The organism is Chitinophaga sp. S165 (genome assembly GCF_003182155.1).
Lineage (GTDB): Bacteria > Bacteroidota > Bacteroidia > Chitinophagales > Chitinophagaceae > Chitinophaga.
Genome location: NZ_QGTG01000002.1, coordinates 430,619 through 455,955, shown reverse-complemented (window position 1 = coordinate 455,955; position 25,337 = coordinate 430,619). Strand labels below are relative to the sequence as shown.

The 25,337-nt window shown below is 45.0% G+C and carries 21 protein-coding genes; 13 read left to right on the top strand and 8 right to left on the bottom strand.

All coding sequences use genetic code 11. The features are described 5' to 3' along the window. Positions 1-125 precede the first annotated feature (125 nt). From C7475_RS10005 to C7475_RS09995, 3 genes are all read left to right on the top strand, one after another. Complete coding sequence (locus C7475_RS10005; protein ID WP_110053221.1) at positions 126-1,127, top strand: NAD(P)H-dependent glycerol-3-phosphate dehydrogenase; 1,002 nt, start codon at positions 126-128, stop codon at positions 1,125-1,127. 90 nt (positions 1,128-1,217) lie between these two features. Then, complete coding sequence (locus C7475_RS10000) at positions 1,218-4,499, top strand: SusC/RagA family TonB-linked outer membrane protein (protein ID WP_110053220.1); 3,282 nt, start codon at positions 1,218-1,220, stop codon at positions 4,497-4,499. Positions 4,500-4,519: 20 nt separating this feature from the next. Then, positions 4,520-6,034 (top strand): SusD/RagB family nutrient-binding outer membrane lipoprotein, encoded by a 1,515-nt coding sequence (locus C7475_RS09995; protein ID WP_110054026.1) that lies wholly within the window; start codon positions 4,520-4,522, stop codon positions 6,032-6,034. A gap of 53 nt (positions 6,035-6,087) precedes the next feature. Here C7475_RS09995 and C7475_RS09990 read toward each other — a convergent pair whose 3' ends face one another. From C7475_RS09990 to C7475_RS09980, 3 genes are all read right to left on the bottom strand, one after another. After that, on the bottom strand, positions 6,088-7,398 hold the full coding sequence (locus C7475_RS09990) for a DEAD/DEAH box helicase (RefSeq protein ID WP_110053219.1): 1,311 nt from the start codon (positions 7,396-7,398) through the stop codon (positions 6,088-6,090). Positions 7,399-7,490: 92 nt separating this feature from the next. Continuing rightward, the gene (locus tag C7475_RS09985) at positions 7,491-8,288 is read right to left on the bottom strand and encodes a hypothetical protein (protein ID WP_110053218.1); all 798 of its coding nucleotides are present in this window, start codon (positions 8,286-8,288) and stop codon (positions 7,491-7,493) included. A gap of 161 nt (positions 8,289-8,449) precedes the next feature. Next, positions 8,450-9,430, bottom strand: a complete 981-nt coding sequence (locus tag C7475_RS09980; RefSeq protein WP_110053217.1) for a helix-turn-helix transcriptional regulator — start codon at positions 9,428-9,430, stop codon at positions 8,450-8,452. 553 nt (positions 9,431-9,983) lie between these two features. Here C7475_RS09980 and C7475_RS09975 point away from each other — a divergent pair. The 3 genes from C7475_RS09975 to C7475_RS09965 all read left to right on the top strand — a co-directional run bounded on the left by C7475_RS09975 (position 9,984) and on the right by C7475_RS09965 (position 12,640). After that, positions 9,984-10,514 carry a response regulator transcription factor gene (locus tag C7475_RS09975; RefSeq protein WP_233259813.1) on the top strand — a complete coding sequence of 177 codons (531 nt, stop codon included), beginning with the start codon at positions 9,984-9,986 and terminating at the stop codon, positions 10,512-10,514. A 61-nt stretch (positions 10,515-10,575) separates the two neighbouring features. After that, positions 10,576-12,045 (top strand): sigma-54 dependent transcriptional regulator, encoded by a 1,470-nt coding sequence (locus C7475_RS09970; RefSeq protein ID WP_110053215.1) that lies wholly within the window; start codon positions 10,576-10,578, stop codon positions 12,043-12,045. Between the two features lie 112 nt (positions 12,046-12,157). Further along, a complete protein-coding gene (locus C7475_RS09965) occupies positions 12,158-12,640 on the top strand; it encodes a low affinity iron permease family protein (RefSeq protein ID WP_110053214.1) in 483 nt (160 codons plus the stop codon). 55 nt (positions 12,641-12,695) lie between these two features. Here the strand turns inward: C7475_RS09965 and C7475_RS09960 are convergent, their stop codons facing one another. Genes C7475_RS09960 through C7475_RS09950 form a run of 3 tightly spaced genes read right to left on the bottom strand, consistent with a single transcriptional unit; the run spans position 12,696 to position 15,970 of the window. Continuing rightward, entirely contained in the window at positions 12,696-14,129 is a 1,434-nt protein-coding gene (locus C7475_RS09960; protein WP_110053213.1) for a hybrid sensor histidine kinase/response regulator, read from the bottom strand. 3 nt (positions 14,130-14,132) lie between these two features. Beyond that, positions 14,133-14,588: a response regulator gene (locus C7475_RS09955; RefSeq protein WP_110053212.1), complete on the bottom strand. Its 456-nt coding sequence runs from the start codon at positions 14,586-14,588 to the stop codon at positions 14,133-14,135. Continuing rightward, positions 14,585-15,970, bottom strand: coding sequence for an ATP-binding protein (locus C7475_RS09950; protein WP_110053211.1), 1,386 nt, complete (start codon positions 15,968-15,970; stop codon positions 14,585-14,587). The genes C7475_RS09955 and C7475_RS09950 overlap by 4 nt, the downstream gene beginning before the upstream one ends. A 339-nt stretch (positions 15,971-16,309) precedes the next feature. Here C7475_RS09950 and C7475_RS33140 point away from each other — a divergent pair, with 339 nt between their 5' ends. The 3 genes from C7475_RS33140 (at position 16,310) to C7475_RS09935 (ending at position 18,543) form a co-directional block, all read left to right on the top strand. After that, positions 16,310-16,675, top strand: a complete 366-nt coding sequence (locus C7475_RS33140) for a hypothetical protein (protein WP_199236202.1) — start codon at positions 16,310-16,312, stop codon at positions 16,673-16,675. Positions 16,676-16,703: 28 nt separating this feature from the next. Then, entirely contained in the window at positions 16,704-17,357 is a 654-nt protein-coding gene (locus C7475_RS09940; protein WP_110053210.1) for a ferritin-like domain-containing protein, read from the top strand. Positions 17,358-17,463: 106 nt separating this feature from the next. Continuing rightward, positions 17,464-18,543, top strand: a complete 1,080-nt coding sequence (locus C7475_RS09935; protein ID WP_110053209.1) for a DNA topoisomerase IB — start codon at positions 17,464-17,466, stop codon at positions 18,541-18,543. A gap of 69 nt (positions 18,544-18,612) precedes the next feature. Here C7475_RS09935 and C7475_RS09930 read toward each other — a convergent pair whose 3' ends face one another. Beyond that, a complete protein-coding gene (locus tag C7475_RS09930) occupies positions 18,613-18,960 on the bottom strand; it encodes a hypothetical protein (RefSeq protein WP_110053208.1) in 348 nt (115 codons plus the stop codon). Between the two features lie 94 nt (positions 18,961-19,054). Between C7475_RS09930 and C7475_RS09925 the strand changes: the two genes are divergently transcribed. From C7475_RS09925 to C7475_RS09915, 3 genes are read left to right on the top strand one after another with little or no spacing between them, the layout of a single operon-like run. Next, positions 19,055-19,840, top strand: a complete 786-nt coding sequence (locus C7475_RS09925) for a Ku protein (RefSeq protein WP_110053207.1) — start codon at positions 19,055-19,057, stop codon at positions 19,838-19,840. After that, the gene (ligD, locus tag C7475_RS09920; protein ID WP_233259812.1) at positions 19,837-22,380 is read left to right on the top strand and encodes a DNA ligase D; all 2,544 of its coding nucleotides are present in this window, start codon (positions 19,837-19,839) and stop codon (positions 22,378-22,380) included. The genes C7475_RS09925 and ligD overlap by 4 nt, the downstream gene beginning before the upstream one ends. Positions 22,381-22,406: 26 nt before the next feature. Then, a complete protein-coding gene (locus C7475_RS09915; RefSeq protein ID WP_110053205.1) occupies positions 22,407-22,841 on the top strand; it encodes a hypothetical protein in 435 nt (144 codons plus the stop codon). Positions 22,842-22,844: 3 nt separating this feature from the next. On the opposite strand, the gene chrA is transcribed toward C7475_RS09915, so the two are convergent. After that, positions 22,845-23,999 carry a chromate efflux transporter gene (gene chrA, locus C7475_RS09910; protein WP_233259811.1) on the bottom strand — a complete coding sequence of 385 codons (1,155 nt, stop codon included), beginning with the start codon at positions 23,997-23,999 and terminating at the stop codon, positions 22,845-22,847. Positions 24,000-24,256: 257 nt separating this feature from the next. Here chrA and C7475_RS09905 point away from each other — a divergent pair, with 257 nt between their 5' ends. Next, on the top strand, positions 24,257-25,297 hold the full coding sequence (locus C7475_RS09905) for an alpha/beta hydrolase (RefSeq protein WP_110053203.1): 1,041 nt from the start codon (positions 24,257-24,259) through the stop codon (positions 25,295-25,297). Positions 25,298-25,337 lie beyond the last annotated feature (40 nt).

Below are 25,337 nucleotides of genomic sequence, written 5' to 3'. Positions count from 1 at the left end.
TGGGATAGGGAGGAACTACGGGAGTAAGTTTCGCAATGCAGGCATTTCAACCATCCGGGAGGAGGGCTTAACGGTATGGTAATATTCGCCCGTAATTTCCTTACTTTGCGAAAAAAGACAGATACGTGAAAGCAGGTATTATAGGCAGCGGTAGTTGGGCAACAGCATTGGCCAAGATTTTAACGGATAATAGTAATAAGATCTCCTGGTGGATCAGGAATGAAGATACGATCCGTTATATGCAACTGCGTCATCATAACAGGCATTATCTCACATCGGTATATTTTGATACCACCCTGGTTGAACTGAGCAGCAATCTCGAAGAGGTTGTAGCTGCCAGCGATGTACTGGTACTGGCTGTGCCTTCCGCTTTCCTGGAAGAGGTGATGTTACAATTACCACCTGAAGCATTGAAAGGCAAGAAGGTGGTTTCTGCTGTGAAAGGCCTGGTGCCGGGCAGCAACCTGCTGATCAATGATTATCTGTCAGATATGTTCGATCTTCCGCTGGATCAATATTTTGCTATTACCGGTCCCTGTCATGCAGAAGAAGTGGCTAACGAAAAATTGTCTTACCTGACATTTTCCGGGCTGCAGGAAAAATCAGCCCAGGGTATAGCAGATATGTTCACTAACAGTTACCTGCAAACGATCGTAAACCGTGATGTTATAGGCGTGCAACTGGCAGCAGTACTGAAGAACATTTATGCGATGGGCGCAGGTATTGCACACGGTCTGGAATATGGAGACAACTTCCTCAGTGTATATATAACAAATTGCTTCAGGGAAATGCAACAGTTCCTGGACACCTATGGAAAAGATCATGCGGAAGCCGGCACGCATAATTATAACGCCAGCGCCTATTTGGGCGATCTGCTGGTAACCTGTTATTCCCTCCATAGCCGTAACCGCACCTTTGGTAATATGATCGGCAAGGGGTATTCCGTTAAAGCGGCCCAATTAGAACTGAATATGGTCGCCGAGGGATATTATGCCAGTAAGTGCCTCTTCGAAATGAACATGGAAGTAGGCGCCTATATGCCTGTGGCTCAAGCGGTTTATACCATGTTATGGCAGCATTTAAATCCCCGGGAAGTATTCCTTTCCCTGGAGAAAGGATTTATTTAACTGATTGTTAACCCTTTGTTAAAACCTGGATAAGATTGGTTTGTAACCTTCGCAGCAGATTCATCAAATTATTAAAACCGATATTCTGCTATGACCGCAACCAGTCTACGCCTGAAGGCATTCTTCGCAGGCGTCTTCCTACTTTTATTTTCCTTTGGAGCGATAGCCCAGCAGGCTATCACCGGGAAAGTAATATCCGGAGATGACCGTCAGCCATTACCCGGAGCCACTGTTAAAGTAAAGGGCGCTGCGAAGACGACCATTACAGACAACGCCGGCAATTTCTCCATCACTGCAGGGAACAATGACATCCTTATTATCAGCAGCATTGGCTTTACTACACAGGAGGTAAGTGCTTCCGCTGCCGCCAGCATCGTATTAGCGACTGACACAAAAGGCCTGGGCGAGATCGTTGTAACCGCCCTGGGTATCAAAAAAGAACGTAAGAAACTGGGTTATGCCATCCAGGAAGTAAAAGGTGAAGACCTGACCGTTGCGAGAGAATCCAATATTGTGAACCAGCTGGCAGGTAAAGTAGCCGGTGTGACCGTTGTTGGTAGCTCTTCCGGAGTAGGTGGTTCCGCCAGGGTATCTATCCGTGGGGAACGTTCCGTTGACCTGAATAAGAACCAGCCATTATATGTAATAGATGGTGTGCCTATCAGCAATGCTATCACCAGCGGATCTGGTGGTAATAACCAGGAAGTGGATTTCGGTAACGGCGCCAGCTTTGTAAATCCGGATGATGTTGAGAGCATGAGCGTACTGAAAGGACCTGCTGCTGCGGCACTGTATGGTTCCCGTGCAGCAAATGGCGTAATCATGATCAAAACAAAATCAGGCCGCAAACAGAAAGGGCTTGGTGTGGAAGTAAACAGCAATGTAACTTTTGAATCAGCACTGAAACTGCCTGAATACCAGAAAGTATATGGTCAGGGTAATGCCAGTGGTCTTGATTTCAAATTCGAAGACGGTAGAGGCGCCGGGTTATCTGACGGTACCGACGAAGGTTGGGGACCTGCTTTTAAAGGACAGCTTTTCCAACAGTTCAATTCTCCCCGTACACTGAATGGTCAGGCTATTCCTTATACCGGTGGTGATATGAACGCTCCGGCTGGTAGTGTGATCGTGCCAAGCTTATGGGAACCCGACAACGATAACCTGAAGAACTTCCTCCAAACCGGAAATACAATTACTAATAACGTAGCCCTGGTAGGCGGTAGTGATAATGGCGATTTCCGACTGAGCTATACCAACCTGCATCAGAAGGGTATCGTTCCTAATACGGGCCTTGACAGGCATACTACCAGTTTTTCTGCTGGCTTTCACTTCACACCTAAATTTACCGCAAGAGCTTTTGTAAGTTATATTAAAGGTGAAAGCGACAACCGTCCTTCTATCAGCTATGGTACAGAAAGTATCATGTACCTGTTCAACTGCTGGTTACCTGCTTCAGTACGTGTAAGCGATCTGAAACGTCTCTGGCAGAATGGTCTGGAAGGCAAGCAACAGTATAACTGGAACTATAACTATCATGATAACCCATATTTCAACGTTTACGAGAATACGAATGGTCAGTATGTTGACCGTCTGATCGGCAACGTTATTTTAAGATATGACATCGCTGACTGGTTAAACCTGCAAGTGCGTACAGCTACCGATTGGAGCAGTGAGCGCAGGGAATATCGCAGGGCCTTCAGTACCCAGCGTTATCCATTTGGTGAATACCGTGAAGTGAATATCATTAATGAAGAGCGAAATACAGACTTCCTCTTCACTGTTAACAAAGAGATCAACAGTAATTTCTCTGTGAATGCAACCCTCGGTGGTAACCAGATGCGTCAGACTTCCCGTTTCAATGAAGACATAGCGGGACAATTGAACCTGCCAGGTATTTACCGTCTGACTAACTCCAGGATTGCACTGGTGAATAACCAGAACAATGTTGGTAAGCGTATCAACAGCTTCTATGGTTCAGCAGGTGTTTCTTACAAGAACAAACTGTTCCTGGATGTAACCGGCCGTAATGACTGGAGTAGTGCACTGACCCTGCCTGAAGATCTGAAGGCTTTCGGTAGTGAGCAGAATTCTTATTTCTATTCTTCAGTGGCATTGAGCGGTATTATCAGTGATATGGTAAAACTGCCTGAAGCAATCAGCTTTGCTAAATTAAGAGCCAGCTTTGCCCAGGTAGGTAATGATACCGATCCATTTGCCTTTACACAGACTTTCAGCCGTAGCGACCCTTATGGTTCAGCAGCGGTTTATGAAGAAACCAGCCGTTTATCTAACCTGAACCTGAAACCAGAGATCAGCTCTGCTTTCGAGTTTGGTGCTGACATCCGCTTCCTGCAGAACAGGATTGGCCTGGACGTAACTTATTATCAGAGTAATACAAAGAACCAGATCCTCAATATTCCTTTGACCCCAACCAGCGGTTATACAAGACGTGTGATCAATGCGGGATCTATCCGTAACAATGGTGTGGAAGTAATGTTGAACGTAACACCAGTGAAGACTAAAAACTTCGCCTGGGATGCTTATGTAAACTTCTCTGCTAACCGCAGCAAGGTACTGGAACTGACCGATGGTCTTACCAATTATGTAATGGCTGACAGGAGCGTATCTGTAGAAGCCAGAGTAGGAGAGCGTATGGGTGATCTGTATGGTATCGGTTTCGAAAGGGTACAGAGCCATGATGCGAAAGCGGCATACTATGATCCAACTGGTAAGTTCACCGGCCAGATGGTATTCGCGGCAAACGGTCGTCCGATCCCTACAACAGAAAGGATCAAACTGGGTAACTACAATCCAGACTGGCTGATGGGTGTTGGTAACAGCTTCACTTATAAAGGTGTAAAACTGAGCGCACTGTTTGATATCCGTCATGGTGGACAACTGTATTCACATACCCAGACTGTTGGTCGTGAAGGTGGTATCATCAAGGAAACACTGGAAGGCCGCGCAGATGGTTATGACATTACAAAAGCCGGTAATGGTGTGATTGGTAATGGTGTTGTACAGTCTGCAGATGGAACGTTCACGCAGAACACAACCAAAGTGGCTGTACGTGAATGGCATACTGCCTGGACTGGTGGCCGTAATATCGCTGAAGGTGTAATGTACGACGCTTCTTTCGTAAAGCTGCGTGAACTGCAGATCGGTTATTCTTTCCCTGGCTCTTTCAAAAAGGGGATCATCAAAGGTATGAACGTATCGCTTGTGGGCCGTAACCTCTTCCTGTGGGATAATGTACCACACGTAGATCCTGAGGTAATGTCCTATTCCGGTGGTACTGCGTTGCCAGGTATTGAATACATGAGTTTACCGAGCAGCCGTAGCTACGGTTTGAACCTGAGCTTCAAATTATGATCATCCAAAAAAAGCGAACCATGAAATTCTTAAAGATATTTTTACTGGCAGGTCTCTTTTCTGCCTGCACACAAGACTTTAGTGATACGAACACCGACAAGAACAGTCCTACCAATGTAACGCCGGACCTGTTGCTGAGTGGTGTGATCAGGAATATGATGAACCAGCAGGTGAATGCAGCCTGGGGTATCGGGAACATTGTTGTACAACATCACGGCAAGATCCAGTTCGTGAACGAAGACCGTTATCTATGGGGAGAGCAGAACAGCACCTGGGATGCCACTTATAATAACTACCGTAATCTGCAGAACATTTTTACTGCTGTAGGTACTGATTCTACTAATGCATACCTAGGAGTTGCCCTGATACTGAAGTCCTGGATGTTTGCCCAGGTAACTGATGCTTATGGTGATGTGCCCTACTCACAGGCTGGTAAAGCCAAAACTGAAGGAAAATACCAACCTGAGTACGATAAACAGGAAGACATCTATGCCGGTATCCTGAACGACCTGAAAAAGGCAAATGAATTCCTGGCTAAAGCGACGCCTGTTCTCGACGGCGATATCCTGTATGGTGGTGGCGCCGGTGCTATCATCAAATGGCGTAAGCTGGCTAACTCACTGCGTCTTCGTTATCTGCTGCGCCTGTCAAAACAGAAAACCGTAGATGCAGAAATGACCGCTATTCTTGCTGATCCTGCTAACAATCCTATATTCACCGGTAATGAGGATAATGCGGAGCTGGAATACCTTGCCGCAGCACCTAACCAATGGCCGCTGTACGGTTCACGTGTAGGTTCATTCGATGAGTTCAGGGTGAGTAAGACACTGGTTGATCGTTTGTCGGCACTGGGAGATACCCGTCTGAACGTATTCGGCCGTCCTACACAGAAGTCTGTTACTGAGGGCGCCCCTGTAATAGCGGGTATCCCTAACGGATTGAACGAAGAGTTAGCATTGAAATATAATGGTGGTGTTCAGGGCGTATCCCGCGTGGGTTATACCTTCGCTTGCCTGGTATGTAATGACATCGGCCAGGCCCCGCCGGATCCTGCTGCTCCAAGAGCATTACTCATGACCTATGCCGAATTACAATTCACCCTGGCGGAAGCCAGAGAGCGTAACATGATTACCACAGGTGATGCTGCTACCTATTATTCCAATGGTATCACTGCCAACTTTAACTATTGGAAGAGCATTGTGCCTGCTCAATATGGCCTGAATGTAGACATGCCTGCTAATTATCTGACTCAGACTGGTGTAGTATATACCGGTACTCAGACAGAGAAGCTGGCAAAGATCGCATTACAGAAATGGATCGCTTATTATTTCAATGGTTTGGAAGCCTGGTTTGACTGGAGAAGGACAGGTATGCCGGAAATCGTGCCTGGTCAATATAACCTGAATGATAACAAGGTGCCTGTAAGGTTTATCTATCCTCAACAGGAGCAGTCATTGAATGGCGCGAACCGTAAAACTGCGGTGGACAGGCAAGGTGCGGATAACATGAATACACGCCCCTGGATAGCGAAGTAATTTTCTCTTTTTGCATTGTCCGGCCATCCGCTACAAGCGAATGGCCGGATTTTTTATTTAGCTACGTCGATCTTTACTTTCTTATTCTTGATCTTTTCTTTCTGGACAAGCACAAGCGTTTGAGCAGCTTTGCTTTTACGGATACCTACAAAAGAGAAGAAGTCCTTCACTTCGATCAGTCCCACGTCTTCTTTCTTTAGCTGTCCTTTGTTGGTGAGGAAACCGACGATATCTATCTTATTCACTTTATCTTTCTTACCTGCACCAATGAAGAAGGTAGTCCACTTAGGCTTCTCCGGCAGTTCGTAATGATCTTCAAGGGTGACCAGGGTTGCTTCTTCTTCTACGTATGACGGCAGTTTTTCGTCCGGTCCTATGATGAGGATGGCGGTGCCACTGGCATCCATCCTGGCGGTACGGCCGTTACGATGTGTATAGGTCTCGGCTGTATGCGGAAGGTGATAGTGAACAATGTACCTGATATTTGGAATGTCGAGGCCACGGGCAGCCAGGTCGGTAGTTACAAGGACATTAGATGTCCCGTTCCTGAACTTGCATAATGCGGCGTCTCTATCCTGTTGCTCCATTGCGCCGTGGTAGAATACTGTTGTGATACCTTTTTCTTTCAACAGGCCATTCGTGCGTTCTACCGCTTCACGATGATTGCAGAACACGATCGTTGACCTGTTACCCAGGTAGCAGATCAGTCTGAACAGGGTATCTATCTTATCCTTGTCTTCCGCTTCTACATATTGAATGGCCAGGGCTTCTTTCTTTTCCTCTGTGAGGAAGTTCAGCTTCACGGGGTTTTCCAGGCCGACGAAGTCAGGGATATCCACTGTTTCTGTAGCAGAGGTCAGGATACGTTTCTTAAGGTTGGGAAGAGACTGGATGATGAATTCGATCTCTTCCTGGAAGCCCATTTCTAACGATTTATCGAATTCGTCCAATACCAGGGTTGTGATACCAGCGGTTTTGATATTTTCTCTGCGGATGTGATCTCCAAGCCGTCCGGGTGTACCTATTACCAATGCCGGTGCTTCCAGCAGGTTATTTTCTTCTATTTCCCTTTTGTGCCCGCCGTAGCAGCAGGTTACTTTGAACCCGGTGCCCATGGTCTTCCAGACCTTTTCGATCTGCATGGCTAGTTCACGGGAAGGAGCGACCACCAGTGCCTGCGTGCCGGGAGTGTTTTTATCGAGCAGTTCCAGTACAGGGATCAGGAACCCCAGGGTTTTACCCGAGCCGGTATTGGAAAGGAGAATGACGTTGTCAGCCTGTGTATTGGCCTCAATACTCGCGAGCTGCATTTCATTGAGCGCGTCGATATTGAAGGCGGAGAGTATGTTAGCGTATTTTTGCATTGGGGCAAAAGTACGACATTCCGGTTATAAGGGCTGGAGGGCAGTTTTTTCAGAGGGGATGCCGGGGTCTTCGGGTGGGGGGCCGATAACCCTTATTGGTCGGATTCACCAAGAATGCTTGCGTTGCACCAGTCCACGAATGTCAGGTCATACCTGGATAATACATTTGAAAGCTCTTCATCAAGGCAGTCAAATTCTTTTATTGCCAATGTTGTAATTACCCCGTTATTTAGAATGCCGTAATAAACATGATCGCCGGATTCCAGCGCAATCCCATTTTCGATATAGGTATCGTTTGGCAGCAGGATATTTCCTCTGGCTATGATGTTCGTAAAGGTGCAGAAATCATCAAACGGAATTTCAAGTTTGGCTATTGATGTCAGATCTCTTGTATGGGAAGTGGAGTATCCCAACAGATTATTATTATCATCTGTCGAATTTATTATTGACTCTATTACTGCCGTTGTTTCCTGGATCTGCTCAAGAGCAGAGAGTGGGAGAAATTCGAACTGTAGCCACTCGTCATGAGTAATATGCAACGTGAAGTTATTAAACAGCGGGGCTGCTTTAGTAGTAGGAGTAAGTTCCGGTGGGACGAGGGTCGGTACGAGGTATTTATCTGATCTGACAATGCTATCGGGTGGCAGCACATGTAACTGGATCTTCGCAGCGCGAAAATAGTTCCCTGGACGCAGGGCTTCTACTTTCAGTACCCGCCAGCGGCTACCGCCGATATCTAATATTGTCGGCTTGTTAAACTGTTCGGGCAATGGAAAGTCATTGAGTGCGTGGTTAGCAATTACTTCCCTGCTCTCTGCATGTATCAGCGTTATGTTTACCTTTTTTGGGAACAGTGTGGAGACCGAGTCAACCATCAACAGTATATTCATACAGTTTGTGTTTGTCTTAGGGGTTTTGGGATTAACAGATGGCTATTTGAAGTTAAGCTTAAAATTGGGTTCATAAGTTGTCCAAAAGGGCTATTTGCTTATTCCCTGATATTCATTCCTGCAGTTAGTTTTTTTTGTTAGTGAAAAGTGATGCAGGTATGTTATACCCCTTCATTCTTCCTTGTCTCACTTGGGGTCTCGCCATAAAAATTCTTATACACTTTGGTCAGTGCTGAAGGATTCTTATACCCGACGATATACGCAATATGCGCAATGCTCACTTCATTCGCTATACACAGCGACTTTGCTCTTTCCATCCTCATTTTAAGCTGGTACTCGCTGAATGACATCCCGCAATACTTAATAAAGCTTTGGCGCAGTTTGGAGGCACTGAGGAAGTAAGTGGACGCCAGTTGCGAGACGGTCAGTTCCTTATCCAGGTTATTACGGATAAACGCCCGTATGGTGTTAAAGGTAACATCGTGTGAGGAAGAAACAGTATTGGTATCTTGCTGTTCAAGAATGAGGATGAGTAGTTCCTGCAGCTTTCCCAGCAGCCATGTTCTCCGTAGGCCTGTGTTCACAATACTGAATTTTAGTTCATGATTAAGATGATGTAATCCTTCCCAGATAATTCCTGGGGTGGAAGTGAGGACCACGGGAAGCCCCACATCGATCTTATGGAGCCACTTCTTAGCTAATTTGGAATGATTGGTATATTCGGCAAGCATTTCCCGGCTGAAGCCGTAATACTGTATTTCGTATATCCCAGGACTAAAAAGCGTAGGCTGCTGCGGCCCAACAATATGAAAACAGTTATACTGTCCCTGGAGCAGGGGAATGGTTGTCATGTCCAGGTACGAGAGGCTGACACTTCCTGTTATCATGCAGCATACAACACTGAGGCCTTCCTGTACCTTTGGAAGCAATTGCACGGGTTCTTTCACGATGAATATGTTATTACTCATGCTGCAGCCATTGGCGCTGGCTGTATGATAAATGATATCAATAGGAGGGCTCGTAACAAGTACGCCGTCTGCGAAGTCACAGCGATAGGCAGCATACTGCGCGGGTAACTGGTGGGTTATTTTAATATGGTGCTCAGGAATTCCGACTATACCATATTCGATAGTCACATTCATATAAGTCGCGTTTACTTTGAGGGATGTTGGCTAGGTAGTGTCAGTTCAACACTTGGGTTAATAGACCGGTAATATTACCTGCAATAAGGGGTAGAACAAAAAAAAGCGGGTTAAGAAATTATTAAGAATAAAGGAGCCAGGCTAAAAAACCTGGCTCTTCACTTAAAACAAGAAAACAACCTGTTAAAATATTTGACATCTGATTTCGCAGATGTATTGAACTAAACATTGGATGCCCAAATGTAGATGCTTGAAATAAGAAAAATGTGAATGAGATGTTAATGAAATAAAATTGTCCCGGGAATCGCTACCCGGGACAATAACTAAAACAACAGCTATGAATGAAAAGCCTTTATTCTATTGGGAAAGATTCAATTACCATACCATCTGTACATATCCCTATAACTGTTGTCGATACCATCGCATTTAGGGGAGTCTCTACAAATAGTGTGGAAATTATTCTACAACTTTGCAGGGTGCTGGAATAGAATGCCCTATGGAAATCATGGGGTTGGTAATGGATTGATATTTGAAAGCATAGTATCTAGGTATTTTGGACGAATCAGGATGGACTTACTGTTTATTTAGAACCGGTTTTTGTACGAATACATCTAAGTTTTTGATAATCAATCTTAATGGAACAAGTGAAAGCATGGCACAGCATATAAAAGCGGGTGTGGGGCACCCGTCCGAAAAAATATTGACTTCTGAGGGGAAAAAAGGGTCGTTTATTCTGATTATTGACGATGAACCTGATATCTGTAAGTTGTTGCAATTAAGTCTGGTAAAACATGGATATAATGTAAAGTATGTTCACGCGCTGACTGAAGGAATGCAATATTTACAGCAACAACAACCTGATTTGCTTTTCCTGGATATACACCTGCCTGATGGTTCAGGCCTGGAAGCATTGCCCGCCATTAAAAAGAAATGTCCGGCGCTCCCCGTCATCACAATAAGTGCATACGATAACGGTATGGAAAAGCAAAAAGCATTAAATGCCGGCGCCAGTTACTTTATGGCAAAACCATTTAATGTCACCAATCTGGATGAACTTATGAGTAATATGTTAAGCCAGAAATAGAGAAAGAAATTTAATTAGTAAATTTAAGTTAGCTGTTGTTCTAACACCACATATAAATATTATGAGAAATATTCTGATAATTGACGATGAGATCAATATTTGTACGTTACTGAGCAAGTTTTTAGGTAAACATGGCTTCAAGGTGGATACTACAATGAGTGGGGCTACTGCCTTGAAAATGATGAAAGAGAAAACTTTTGACCTGGTGTTATGTGACTACAGGTTAAAAGATACAGATGGTGCACAGTTGCTGCAGGATATCCTGCTGATCAACCCACGTACTATCGTGATCATCATTACCGGCTACACAGATGTTAGGGTCGCTGTGGATATGGTGAAAAACGGCGCTTACGATTACCTCTCAAAACCGCTTTATCCGGACGAAATATTGAACCTGGTACATAAGGCATTTGCCCACATGGACGCAGAACGTGAGCGTGAAGAATCTATGCCGATGCGTACAGTGAATGGCGCTCCTGCCGGTAACGGATCTGCGCCTGCTTCAAGCGATGGTGAACCTGATGGCGAAATGCTGGATAAAAGCCATAAATACGTTTATGGTGAAAGTACCGGCGCAAAGGAACTGTTCCGCCAGATCAAACTGGTGGCGCCTACCGACTACAGCGTGATCATCTTCGGTGAAACCGGTACCGGTAAAGAATCCGTAGCACATCTCATCCATCATCATAGTAAACGGCATAACCAGCCTTTCGTAGCGCTGGATTGCGGCAGCCTTTCCAAAGAACTGGCAGCGAGTGAGCTGTTCGGTCATGAGAAAGGATCATTTACAGGTGCTATCAATACGAAGATCGGCGCCTTTGAACAAGCTCACGGAGGTACACTCTTCCTTGACGAAGTAGCCAATCTTTCCTATGATATACAGGTAGCATTGCTGCGCGTGATCCAGGAAAAAGTGATCCGTAGGGTAGGTAGTCTTAAAGAGATCCCTGTAGATGTGCGTATCATCGTGGCATCTAATGAGAAGCTGTCCGAGTCCGTAGCGAAAGGCCGCTTCCGTGAAGATCTGTTCCACAGGTTTAACGAGTTCACTATCTACATTCCGCCACTGCGCGAAAGAGTTGAAGATCTTCCGCTGTTTGTAGATGCCTTCATGCGTCAGGTGGAAAGAGAATTGCAAAAGAACTGTGGTAAGATCACGAATGAAGTATGGGAATGTTTCAGCCGGTATAACTGGCCTGGTAATATCCGCGAACTGAAGAACGTGATACGTCGTGCATGCCTCCTTACTCCGGAGCATGATGATATTACACTATCCACATTGCCGCTGGAAATGAAAGAGTCATTTGCACAGCAACCATATGAGGAAGATCACCAGGTGAATATGTCCGGTGAACTGATCTCTATCACAAACGAAAACGATCTGAAAACAGTTGCACTGCAGGCAGAGTACAATAAGATCATCAATGTGCTTAAAGAGGTAAAGTACAATAAGACGAAGGCTGCACAGCTGTTGAACATCGACCGTAAAACCTTATACAACAAATTAAGGTTGCTCAATATTAACTACTAGCGATATCAATATAATGTTTGTTTATACTCAATCACAGGCCCGTTCTCTAACGGGCCTTTTCTATTGCCCGGTATGTTATTTGCACTTTTATGAGCGATAAAACCATGCAGTTATGAATCCGATAAATAATCAGCAACAGACAGATAACGGGGAGAAGAAAAGTGCGAGTTTCTTTGAGCGCTTTTCCAGTAAGGTAGCCCAGGCTACCGGATCGCAATGGGCGTTTTTCATTGCCATGCTTGCAATTATTATCTGGGGTATTACAGGGCCTGTTTTCGGGTATTCAGATACCTGGCAACTGGTCATCAATACCGGTACAACGATCATCACTTTTCTGATGGTATTCGTTATCCAGAAATCACAGAATAAAGATTCTAAATCAGTACAGCTAAAGCTGAATGAATTGATCGCGGCAAATAAGCTGGCAAGTAACCGTCTTATTGTTGTGGAAGATCTGACGGAAGAAGAACTTGATACACTGCATAACTATTATTGCAGACTGGCGGAAGAAACAAAGAAAAGAATGGATATGAAAGAGTCGCATTCCGTGGAAGAGGCGATCGAAAATACTGATGAGAAATTAAACGCTATGTAAGAAATATCAGGAATGAATACAAAGGATTTTCTCCGCATTCATTCCTGATGTTTACTTAGTTCAATGGCAGTACGACGGTAAATATACTTCCTTCTCCTATCTCACTTTCCACGTGTACCGTGCCCTTATGGTTCATGATTATATTCTGGGTACTGGTTAATCCTAATCCCGTTCCTTTAGGCTTATTGGTAAAGAACGGATCGAACAAACGGTTCTTTGTATCCTCAGGAATGCCAGGTCCGTTATCGACGATGGTGATCACCGCCTTATCCCGTTGCTTAGCGGTTTGTAATGTAAGTAATCCTTCTCCCGGTGTCATTGCTTCCACTGCATTAATGATAATGTTCAGCAATGCTATGATCATCTTGTCTTCGTCTGCCGGGATCAGTACATCCTGTTTGACATATTCTTTCTTTACATTGATACCGTTTAGCTGCAGGCGGTCCTGTGCAAGCGCCAGGGCCTTATCTGTCAGTTCATTGATGCCGTGAGGGCGGATATTCAATTCTATCATCCTCGTGGAGTGCAACAGCTCTGTGATCAGCTGATTGATACGTGTACAGTTACGTTCGATAATGTCAACGTACACCTGGCTGTCTTCCACACTGACAGGTTCTCCCTTGAACTGGCTAACGGCCAGGAGGATGTTGGTCAGCGGGTTACGCACTTCATGCGCTATCACGCGGGCAATACGGCCGGTAACAACAAATTTCTGCTGTTGTTGTTTTTCCAGTTCTTCCCGTTTTCTTTCAGTAATATCCTGCACTACACATAGGAAGATCTGTTCCTGTTCATCCAGTGTAACTGCACTGACCATCACGTCAAGCTTCTTTCCATGTTTGGTCAGGAAGTTATATTCTGTACGTAAGCTTGAATCTACGCCACAGATATGCTCAAAGAAATGTTTGCACTGGTCTTCCTGGAAAAAGAGATGTTTAAGGTTCAGTTTCAATATCTCTTCTTTGCTGTATTGCAGTGTCCTGATAGCAGCGGGATTAGCGTCTATAACATTCTTGTTACAGTCTGCCAGGATGATCAGGTCATGTGCTTTTTCGAATACACCGAAATACTTCTTTTCATTTTCTTCAATGATGCGAAGATGACGGGCTTCGTCCAGCGCATAACGAATGGAACGCTCCAGCAGGTCGGCACTGATCTCACCTTTAACCAGGTAATCGGATGCACCTGCCTGCATCGCTTCCTTATCTATGGAATAGTCTCCCTTACCGGTAAGCATGATCACCGGCGCTTTGTAATCCAGCTGCTGAAAATGGTGAAGGATGTCGATACCTGTATAAGGCCCCAGACGATAGTCGGCCAGGTAAATGTCATGTACCTTCCTGTCTATTTCTTCTACCGCTTTGGAATAGGTAGGCGCCCAGTCCAGATGATACTGTCCTGGGGAAATGTCCTGCAACAACTGGCTGACGAGGTAAAAATCGTCCTCGTCATCGTCTATCATCAATATATGTACGGGTTGATCTGTCATTCTCTATACTTTTGGCAGTTCTGCTATTTCAAACCAATATTTACCCAGTACGCGGGTAAATTCCACGAGTTCTGAATAGGTGACTGGTTTTATGATAAAGCTGTTTACACCCAGCTCGTAACTTTTAACGATATCTTTTTCTTCCATAGATGTGGTCAATATGATAACAGGAATGCTCTTAAAGACATTATCTGCTTTCAGTTCACGTAATGCCTCCCTTCCATCTTTTTTAGGCATATTGAGATCCAACAGGATGATCTGTGGAAACGGGTGTAGCGTTTCGTCCGCATAGTGACCGTTACGGTTTAAGTAATGCAGCAGTTCTTCGCCATTTTCCACGAAATTAATGTCGTGCTGTGTGCTGCTTTCTTCAAAAGCTGCCCGGATCAATTCTCTGTCGTCAGCATCATCATCTGCAATAAGAATGCTAACTTTTCGGGCGCCTTTACTTCTATTCATGATAAAGGGTTTTGCGTTAGTGGTAATGTAATAATAAATGTTGCGCCCTGACCGGGTGCTCCCAGGGCAGATATGTGTCCATGATGGCTATCTACTATTTTTTTGCAGATGGCCAGTCCTATACCGGTACCGGAATATTCGCTCATACCGTGTAGCCTTTGAAATAGTAAAAAGATGCGCTCGGCATATGTAGGGTCAAAACCTATACCATTATCCTCTATATAAATGCGGCAATGGTTATTTTCTTCTTCAGACCTTATATTGATGACCAGCTGACGGTCAGGATGAGCAAATTTGATGGCATTGGCAATAATGTTCTGGAATAGCTGGTGAAAGGAAGTAGGATTGCCCTCAATGGCCGGAATGGTCATAATATTGACCACGGCTCTTTTTTCCTGCAAACTTACTTCCAGGTCACTGACCACTTCCTGTACCACCTGGGTCATATCCACTTTTACGATGTTTTCAGGTGTGATACGGCCTGCCCTTGAAAAAAGCAGCAGGTCGTTGATCAATACCCGCATTCTTCCCACGGCGCCTGTCATACGGAGTATCAGGTCTGTTGCTTCAGCGGGGAGGTGATCACCGTATTTGGTTTGCAAACGGTCACTGAAGGTAGATATCTTACGTAAAGGTTCCTGCAGGTCGTGCGAAGCTACATAGGCAAACTGCTCCAGTTCTTCATTTGACTTGTTCAATAGCTTGATATTCTGTTGGAGGTCATGTTGGTAAGACTTCAGGCGTGACTCTATATGTAATTGCAAGCGGAACTCCCGGGTGAGTGTTATGTACGAATAGATGCCTATGAGGATAGCCATAAGGGAGGAAATGAATATGACCGGTATCCATATCGCTGAAAAGAAACTTTGTAACCTGGATTTCTGGTGAAGCTTTGCGTCCTCTATGTTCCGCATGTCCTGCACTTTGCGGTCTATCCTGTCCATCGATTTTTCACCTTCCTGTACAGCTGAAGTGTCTTTCTGGACGGAAGTCAGCTTTGCTTCTCCGGCTATCAGTTGCCGGTATTTCATTTCCAGCAATTTTTTCAGGGTATCAAGATGCCTTTGCTGCTGCTGATTATCTGCTGTTATCCTGCGCAACATCATGTATTCCTCCTCGATCTTAATACTGCGTTCCTGCATGGTAGGCCGCAGAAAAGCCGTATCTCTGGTAATGCTGTACCCTCTCACAGCAGATTCAGCATCTTTCAGCTGTTTGGTGATCACCTCCAGACTTTTAGAGATCTCAATGGTGCGGTTCAGCCACCGCGCATTGTCGAGCAGGGTTTTAGTCACCAGGAAGGAACATATGGAAGCAACAATGATTACAGTAAAGGCGACGAAGAATCCTAATCTGATCTTCTTTTGTACAGGTATATGCATTTTCCCGATGATTGAGTGGTAAGCATTCGAATTTACACAATTCTTTTGGCTACTATCCAACAATTTCCACACAGTGAAAGACTTATTCTACAGGCATTCCTGCCGTGGCTGCTCAATAACTTCATATAACCGTCGAGGTATGTAATATGTCCGTGTAATCATTTGTGGATAAGCATTTACAAGCAATATAGCTATGTGTGATATGTATCTCCCACATATGCTGATGCGTGATGGAATGAACTTTGTCTTATTGCTACTGGTAATCAATAGCACACAAGGGAAAGCGTCCGATACAACTGCACACTTGAAAGCAATCGTTTCACTAAAAAAATCTGAACTATGCAATACTATCATATGTCAGCGGGCAATCCTTCACCAGGAGGCGTCCCTGAAAAACAACCACCTCCAAAAGAGGAACCACCAAGACCAACGGGACCGGAAATAACACCTCCACCGTCTCCGCCGGGGCCTCCGCCTCCTGTGCCGAACGAGGTGCCGGATCACGATATTAAACGTTCTCCTCCTAATCCCAAAGCAGTAAACGAGAAGGCAGAACTTGAAACGGAAGAAAGGACAGCGCTGATAGCAGAACAGGACCGTGAGGATGTACAGGAAAGATCGCCGGATTTATTCCCCGACAAAACGATCATGGAAACTGGCAACAGTTACGATGAAGAAGATTCAAAAGTAATTCCGGAAGAATAATTTGTTACACTATTAAACTCCAAATAACATGGCAACAAGAACCCAATCTAAGTCAAAAACAGGCAGCCAGTCCAGAACAACTGGCAGAAGTGCCGCAGGCAGTAAATCTACGTCAACATCTCGCACTGCTTCGAGATCAACCAGCGCCTCCCGTTCAAGGAGCAGCAAAAGCCAGAATGAAGATATGCCCAACTCAAAGTTCCATCAACTTTTCTTAGACGGATTAAAAGATATATACTGGGCAGAGAAAGCATTGGTAAAAGCACTGGGTAAAATGCAGAAAGCGGCTACTTCCGAGGAGCTGGCAGACGCTATTCTCACTCACCAGGACCAGACAAAAGAACACGTTAGCCGCCTCGAAAGAGTATTCGAATCAGTAGGCCAGACCGCAAAGGCAAAAAAATGCCCGGCTATGGAAGGCCTGATAGAAGAAGGGCAGGAAGTGATCGACGATACAGAAGAAGATAGCGCTGTAAGAGATGCAGGCCTGATCATTTGTAGCCAGAAGATCGAACATTACGAAATTGCCACCTATGGCAGCCTTCGTACCCTGGCAGCTAAAATGGGTCATGACGAAGCAGTTCAATTGCTGGAACAGACCCTGAACGAGGAAAAGGAAACAGATGTTTTACTTACTCAACTGGCAGAATCTTCAATAAATGAAGAAGCTGCTGCTGAATAAGGTTAACGTATAGATGGGAACCCTGAGGCCTCTGCATTCTTTAATGTTAGAGGCCTTTCTTAATCCCCGTCAACACTAACATTGTGAACGATTGAAATTGCGTGTTATGGACTTAATTGCCGAAGCAATGGCTACGGCCAAAGCTGTGAAACTACGTTATGTAAAATCCGGTACAGCAGGGTATAGCCGTGAAAGAGTGAAAAACGGCTTTCAGTACCGCGATCAGCATGGTGATATTATCAAAGATGAAGAGGTCCTGAAAAGGATCCGCGGACTGGTATTACCGCCTGCCTGGGAAGATGTATGGATCTGTCCATATGCTAATGGGCACTTACAGGCTACCGGTGTTGACGCCCTGGGTAGAAGACAATACCGCTATCATTCCACCTGGGCGAAGGTGCGTAATGAGACCAAGTACGACCGTCTGCTACATTTTGGAGAGAAACTACCGCAATTACGTGACCATATTGATACTGCTTTGCGTAAGAAAAGTCTTGATAAAGAGAAGGTTACAGCCATCGCGCTCAGCGTTATGCAGGAAACCCTGATCAGGGTAGGAAATGCTTCCTATGAAAAACTATATGGCTCGTATGGACTGACCACATTACATGTACAACACGTCAAAATAGACGGAAATACGGCCTTTTTTCGATTCAAGGGGAAAAAGGGCGTCCTGCATAAAATAACGCTTAAACACGCCCAGTTAGCCCGATTATTACAAAAGGTCAGAGATATTCCCGGACAGGAACTTTTTCAATACTATGAAGGCGAGGATCACAAAAGCCTGGACTCCGGCGATATTAACGAATACCTGAAACTCTGGACAGGGGAAGACTATACCTGTAAAGACTTCAGAACTTGGTTCGGAACGGTAAACGCATTGAACCTGCTGGCAGATCTTACCCCTTTCAGCTCAGCCTCCGAGTGTAAACAGAACCTGGTGCATATCATAGACAGTGTGGCCGGAAAACTGGGCAATACAAGGGCCGTTTGTAAGAAATACTATATCCATCCGAAGATATTGGAAGCGTATGAACAGTGTGAACTGGAACCGTATCTGGAGGACTTACGGGCGGGAAGGAATCAGGCTTCTGATGATGGCCTGCATAACGACGAAAAGGTCCTGCTGAAATTCATGAAAACTGTTACACTGCAGAAAGTAAGGAAACAAGGTATAAAAAATTAAGAATTAGGGAATCGGATTGTTAAGCATCAGATTCCCTAATTCTTAATTAGAATTTTACATGAACTATTGTTACGCGAAGATCAGCTGATCTTCCCTGTCTTCTACCGGTATCTTCTGGAGAAATTCATCAAATCCGGACTCCTCATGTGTGCTATATGCACCATAAGCATCCAGTACGTAGCCAATCTCACCGTCCTTGTCTTCTATCAGGTACAGTACTGACATGTCGGCCGGATCAGACTCTCCTTCAAACCGGTAAGTTTTAATGATTTTGAGCTCTTCTGGGTTGTAGATTTTTTGTTTTTCAACATTTTGCATTCTGCCGTGGTCACTCATTTTTAATTCATGATCAAGACCTCTTTCATGTAATTTTTCCATCACCCGGCTTAGGGTGGTCATTTCGCCTGGCTTTTCCATAAACAAAGGTTTTTGTTACTGTGTTAAAATCCAAAACGCGTGCCATGGCATATAGTTTGGTTTTCATCACATATCACCTTTAAATTATTTTTTTATGAGAGCTGTTTGGTCAGGAACAATTGGTTTCGGGTTAGTTAACATACCCATCAAATTATACAGCGCAACACAGGACAGCAGGCTGGACCTGGACATGCTGGATAAAAAAGATCATGCCCATATTAAGTTTAAACGTGTGAATGAAAATACAGGTAAAGAAGTACCCTGGGAACAGATAGTGAAAGGATATCTGTATAACGACGAGTATATCATACTGGAAGATGAAGACTTCCAGGAGGCCGCTCCCGAAAAAAGTAAGATCATCACCATCGAATCTTTCGTAGAGCAGGCAGAAATAGATGATATCTACTTTGAGACACCCTACTACATAGAACCGGATAAAGCCGGCGTGAAAGCATATGAATTGTTGTTGAAAACATTACAGAAAACGGGTAAGGCCGGACTGGGGCGTTTTGTACTCAGAACGAGTGAACACCTGGCCGTTATCCGACCAAGAGACAATTACCTGATGTTGCAACAACTGAGATTTGAACAGGAGATCCGTTCACCGGAAGATCTGTCAATTCCTTCCAGCAGCAAGATCAGCAAACGGGAGCTGGATATGGCTGTGCAACTTGTGGAAAGTTATACAAGTGAATTTGATATCAGTCAATACAAAGACACTTATCATGAAGACCTGCTGAAGATCATCAAAGCTAAGGCAAGCGGCAAACGCCGTACAGTGAAAAAGATGAAAGTTGTACATACCAAGAGCTCTGATCTGTTCGATCAGCTGAAGGCTAGTCTTGGTAACACCAGTGGTAATAAAAAACGTGCATCATGAGCCTGAGAACATACGATCAGAAGCGCAATTTCAAGGACACTTCAGAGCCGAAAGGAACGAAGAAAAAGAGTACCGGCAAACAGCACATCTTCGTTATTCAGCGTCATCATGCTTCCCGCTTGCATTACGACTTTCGCCTGGAAGTAGATGGCGTGCTTAAAAGCTGGGCAGTGCCCAAAGGCCCGTCCATGAACCCGGCAGATAAAAGACTTGCGATGCAGGTTGAAGATCACCCATATGATTATAAAGATTTTGAAGGTGTTATTCCTGAAGGGAATTATGGCGCCGGATTCGTCTATGTGTGGGACAAAGGAAGCTATGAATTGTTGCGTGAAGATGGAAAAGACTTCGACAAAGAAGCGAATAAAGAGATCCGGGATGGTGATCTGAAAATACGCCTGAAGGGGAAAAAGGTGAAAGGTGAATTTGCATTGGTGAAAATGAAAAATTCAGATGATAATGCCTGGTTGCTGTTAAAGCATAAAGATAACTATGCCGTAAAAGAGACCTACAATAGTGAAGATCATACGCCGCAGCGTATTAAGGACAGAGGTGTGAAGGAGAAAGAGAAAATGAAAGGAGGCGCTAAAAAAAAAGCACAACCCGCAAAGGTAAAAGCAGCGGCAGCTAAGAAGGAGTTGTTCACTCCCATGATGGCTACACTGGTAGATGCACCGTTCAGCAGGGAAGGCTGGTTGTTCGAAACGAAGTGGGATGGATACCGGGCAATAGCTGACGTGCGTAAAGGTAAAGTGGAGCTGTACTCGAGGAACCATTTGTCTTTTAATAAAGACTATGCGAAAGTGGTAACGGCATTGGAAAAACTATCGCACAATGCCGTGTTGGATGGAGAGATCGTGATCATGAAAAAAGATGGTACGTCTGACTTTCAATCACTGCAGAACTATAAGAACGATGCGTCGGGCAACCTGGTATATGTGGTATTTGACCTGTTGCAGCTGGATGGGCAGGACCTGATGGCATTGCCGCTTATTCAACGAAAGGAGTTGTTGAAAGATGTTGTGAAACAACTGGGCAGCAAGACAGTGATCTACTCCGAGCATGTAGCTGACAATAGCGAAAAACTGTATAAAACAGCCAGGGAGAAAGGTTGGGAAGGTATCATCGCAAAGGAAGCAGAGAGCCTGTATGCTGAAGGCCGCAGGTCTATGTCCTGGTTGAAGATCAAGATCGTAGATGAGCAGGAAGCTATCATCTGCGGTTATACTGATCCTCAGGGCAGCAGAAAGAAAATCGGGTCGCTGGTGCTGGGTGTTTATGATGATAAGAATGAACTGAAATATGTCGGTAACTGTGGCGGTGGATTGAATGGAGCGCTTATCAATGAGTTGTATGAGAAGATGCAGCCGTACCGGCAGAAGACGTCTCCTTTTAAGGAAAAGATCAGGACTAATACACCCGTCACCTGGATTAAACCTGAACTGGTATGCCAGGTGAAATTCTCCTCCTGGACGAGCGACAGGCATCTGCGTCAGCCGATATTCCTGGGATTGAGAAAGGATAAACCGGCAAAGGAAGTGCATAAGGAAACTGCAAAATCTACGAAGATGGCTACAAAAAAAGCTGCCGTAAACGCTACTGCTTCGACGGCTGTTAAACATGAGAAGGAACGTGTGGTAACGCTGAACGGCAAGAAGGTTACACTGACCAATCAGCAGAAGTTGTACTGGCCGGATGAAAAGATCAGTAAAGGCACCTTGCTGGATTATTACCTGGAGATGGCCGATTACGTGTTGCCTTTTCTGAAAGATCGTCCTTTAAGTCTGCACCGGTTTCCTAACGGCATTAACGACGCAGGTTTCTATCAGAAGGACATTGATACGGAATCAGCTCCCGATTGGTTAAAAACAATACAGTTGCATGCTGCATCTGCTTCGAGGGATGTAGATTACCTGGTATGCAACAATGCCGCTACATTGGCTTATATGGTCAATCTGGGATGTATAGAGATCAATCCATGGCTGTCGCGGGTAAAGAACCTCGATAATCCGGATTACCTGGTATTGGACCTGGACCCGGAAAACATTGCATTTAAGCACGTCGTAGAAACAGCCCTGGCTATTAAAGAACTTCTTGATCAACTTGGGGCAAAGGCTTTCTGTAAAACATCCGGTGCTTCCGGTCTGCATATTTATGTGCCTACCGGTGGTAAGTATAACTATGAAACCTGTCGCTTATTTGCAGAGTATGTTGCAAAACAGGTACAGCAACAGTTACCCGATATTACGAGTGTGATTCGTACAAAGTCAAAGCGAAATAAGAAAGTGTATATCGACTATATGCAGAATAGCCGTGGACAAACCATTGCTTCTCCATACTCCGTACGGCCAAAGCCGGGAGCCACTGTTTCTGCGCCATTGAACTGGGATGAACTGACAGATGATCTTGCCATATCTGATTTCCATATTGGAAACATGGCAGACAGGCTCAGGGAAGTGGGAGATCTGTGGAAGGATATTGATAAAACAAAGAACGATCTGCGTAAGGTAATTCAGACTATTGAAGCGGCAGCGCAGTAATTTATTCACCTTAAAACGGAACCGTTATGCAAACAGCAAATCATCATCACGTCAATCTTGCTCCCATTTATGGGATCATCATCGCCGTTGTCTCGATTGTGTTTACGATCATCTTTTACTTCACGAATATGTCAGCCGCCTTATGGACAGGGTACTTTGGCAATCTGCTGATGTTCCTGGGCGTGTTGTTTTCTGTTATTCATTACAATAGCCAGCATCATGAAAGGACCTCTGCCATGGCATTATTTGCGATGGGGTTCAGAACAACGATATGGGCAGTGTTGATCGTAACCTTACTTACGATCGCGTTGCACTTTATTTCTGGTGCACAGCGGGAAGATAATTTCTGGATCTATCTGTTCAGTAATGTGTTCTTTACAAACGGTATACTTGGTTTGCTGGCATCAGTACTGGCAGCTATGGTATTCAAGAAAGACCAGACGACTACCAGGCCTAAATAAGCATTACATCAGCCAGCCTAATAACAGGCAGGCAAGTACTATAAATGGGGATGGTATACGTGAAGTGCAGAGGATCGTTAATGTGACGATCGTGATAGCAATGTTATACCAGGTAAGTGGGATGGCCATGAACAGGATAAACGTGGCTGCCCACATGATCCCCACAACAGTGGCGTTGATACCTTCCAGCGCCCTGTAAATGACCACGTATTTCTTCAGGTTGTGCCAGATAGGGAAGAAGAACAATACAAGCAGCAGGCTGGGTAAAAATATAGCAACAGGGGCCAGCATACATCCCAGTAGCTGATAACCCGGTCCCAGGTTACGCATCACCATGCCACCTACATACGCGGTGATAGAAAAAGTGGGTCCGGGTAAGGCCCGCATGATACCCGCTCCTGTCAGTAATTCCTCCGCATTCATGAAACGGGTATTTGAACGGGATACGTACTGCTCAAGCATCATCGCGATCAGGATATCCCCACCGCCAAATACAAGGCTACCGAAACGGTAAAAGTTCTCAAACAGGTTAAACGGCCGGCGTGTGATCCAGTCGTGCTGGCGTGCCAGCTCGGAAAAGAAACCCGCCAGTATGAACAGCAGGGCGAACAGCCAGATATTGGTCCACTGTATCTTTTTCGGCTTGTCGTGTATGTCAGGGATACGTTTATCACTGAAGTTGGATACGATCCCCCCCAGTATGATCAGGGCAGGAAAGGTCCAGGGAGATTTAAAGAAGTAGGCAGTTAACAGCGATACCACCATGATAGCGGCAGTAGCAAGGTTGCGGATACTGATCTTAAATGCCCGCAAACTTCCATAGATCAGAAAACCAACAGCCATCGGCTGTACGTACTTAAAGATATCTGTGTTCAGCGCTTTCTGATCAAAGTATTGCAACAGGAAGCTAAGAGATCCCATTAGCAGGCAGGCGGGAGCTATCCATATCAGAAGAGTGGCCACGGCCAACGGTACGCCACCGCGTTTGTAACCAATAAGCGTTAGTGTCTGGGAAGATGAGGCGCCGGGTAACAGCTGGCAGAATGCATTGTACTCCATCAGCTCCTGTTCGGTTACATCCCTTCTCTGGTGCACGAACGTCTTCAACATCATGGCCAGGTGGCCCTGAGGCCCACCGTACGCTGTGATGCTGTGCATAAAGACAGCCCGTAAGAAAGGAATATGACGTAGAAACACGTTTAAGCAATTAATCGGCTGCCCGAATTTCAATAATTTCCTGACAAAAACAAGCGTTTAAACTTTAAACAGTTGATTTTCTTCCATTAGGCGCAAAACGTATGGGCATAATCCTTGTGATAAATAAAGAATACTTTCAGGTTAGTCAATATTTCCCACCTCAGTATGATCAGCCTTTAAGGGATTGGTATTGAATGGTTTAATAATACAAGTAGTTTATGAGAAGATTCCTGGTCCTCCTATGCATAACAATTTCATTCAGCGCGCAGGCGCAATTGGCGCATTATAACAGTGAGGCTTATTGGGCTAACTTTTGTTTGCAGACCGATTCTATAAAACCTTCCCTGACTGACACCTGTCTGGTATTTGTGAGTAACAGGCACCTGTACAAGGATAGTTTACGCTTTGTGGATGAATTTGTAGATACTGCAGGGCTGAAGTACTTTTTCCTGCAAAAGAATGCAGGCCAATGGAATGTATTCCAGGTCCCGACTTTGTCAGAGGCTATGAGCATGATGCCGCAAAAGCGGGATATCGTCGTATATGCGGAGGGGATGGGGAAGATCTTTACGACGAATGTTCAACGGGCTCTCTTAATGCGTTCACAGTATAACGTGAACGTAGTGATGTTTGACTATGCCAGCATCAATACCACTTACCGGCCATCGAAGAACTTTAAGTTCGCCCGTAGTAATGCCCGGATATCGGCTCCACATTATTTCCGGCTATTAAAAACGATCCAGCAGGCCCGCGTGGAGAATGAGGACTGGATAGCGCACGTTAGGGTCTCCACATTTTGCCATAGTATGGGAAACATCATTTTCAGGGAAATGATGAGAAACCAGCCTTATGAAGAGCTCAATAGTGTTCCCTTCATTGACAATGTTGTATTGAATGCAGCATGTGTTCCGTCAAAAGGACATAAGGAATGGGTAGAGAAGATCCGTTTCGCCAATAAGATCTACATCAATTATAACAGGTCTGACTGGCAATTAAAGGGGGCGCACCTGTTAACCCTCACCGCTCAGCTGGGAGAAAAATTAAAGGGTAAGCGGGCTAATAATGCCAATTACGTCAACTTTCGCGAGCAGGGAGGACGGCAGCATAGTTACTTCCTGAATTTTCCGCAGAACGATTATCGTATGACGCCGGAGATGAGAGATTATTTTGTACAGCTGTTTAGTGGTAATACGGCCGTGCTGGAAGAGGAGAAGACATTGGCAAAGAAGCCGCAGGGTGCTTCCAGTGAAATAAATTAGCGCATTGTTCATAAACCACCAGGGGCTGACTAAAAGAAGC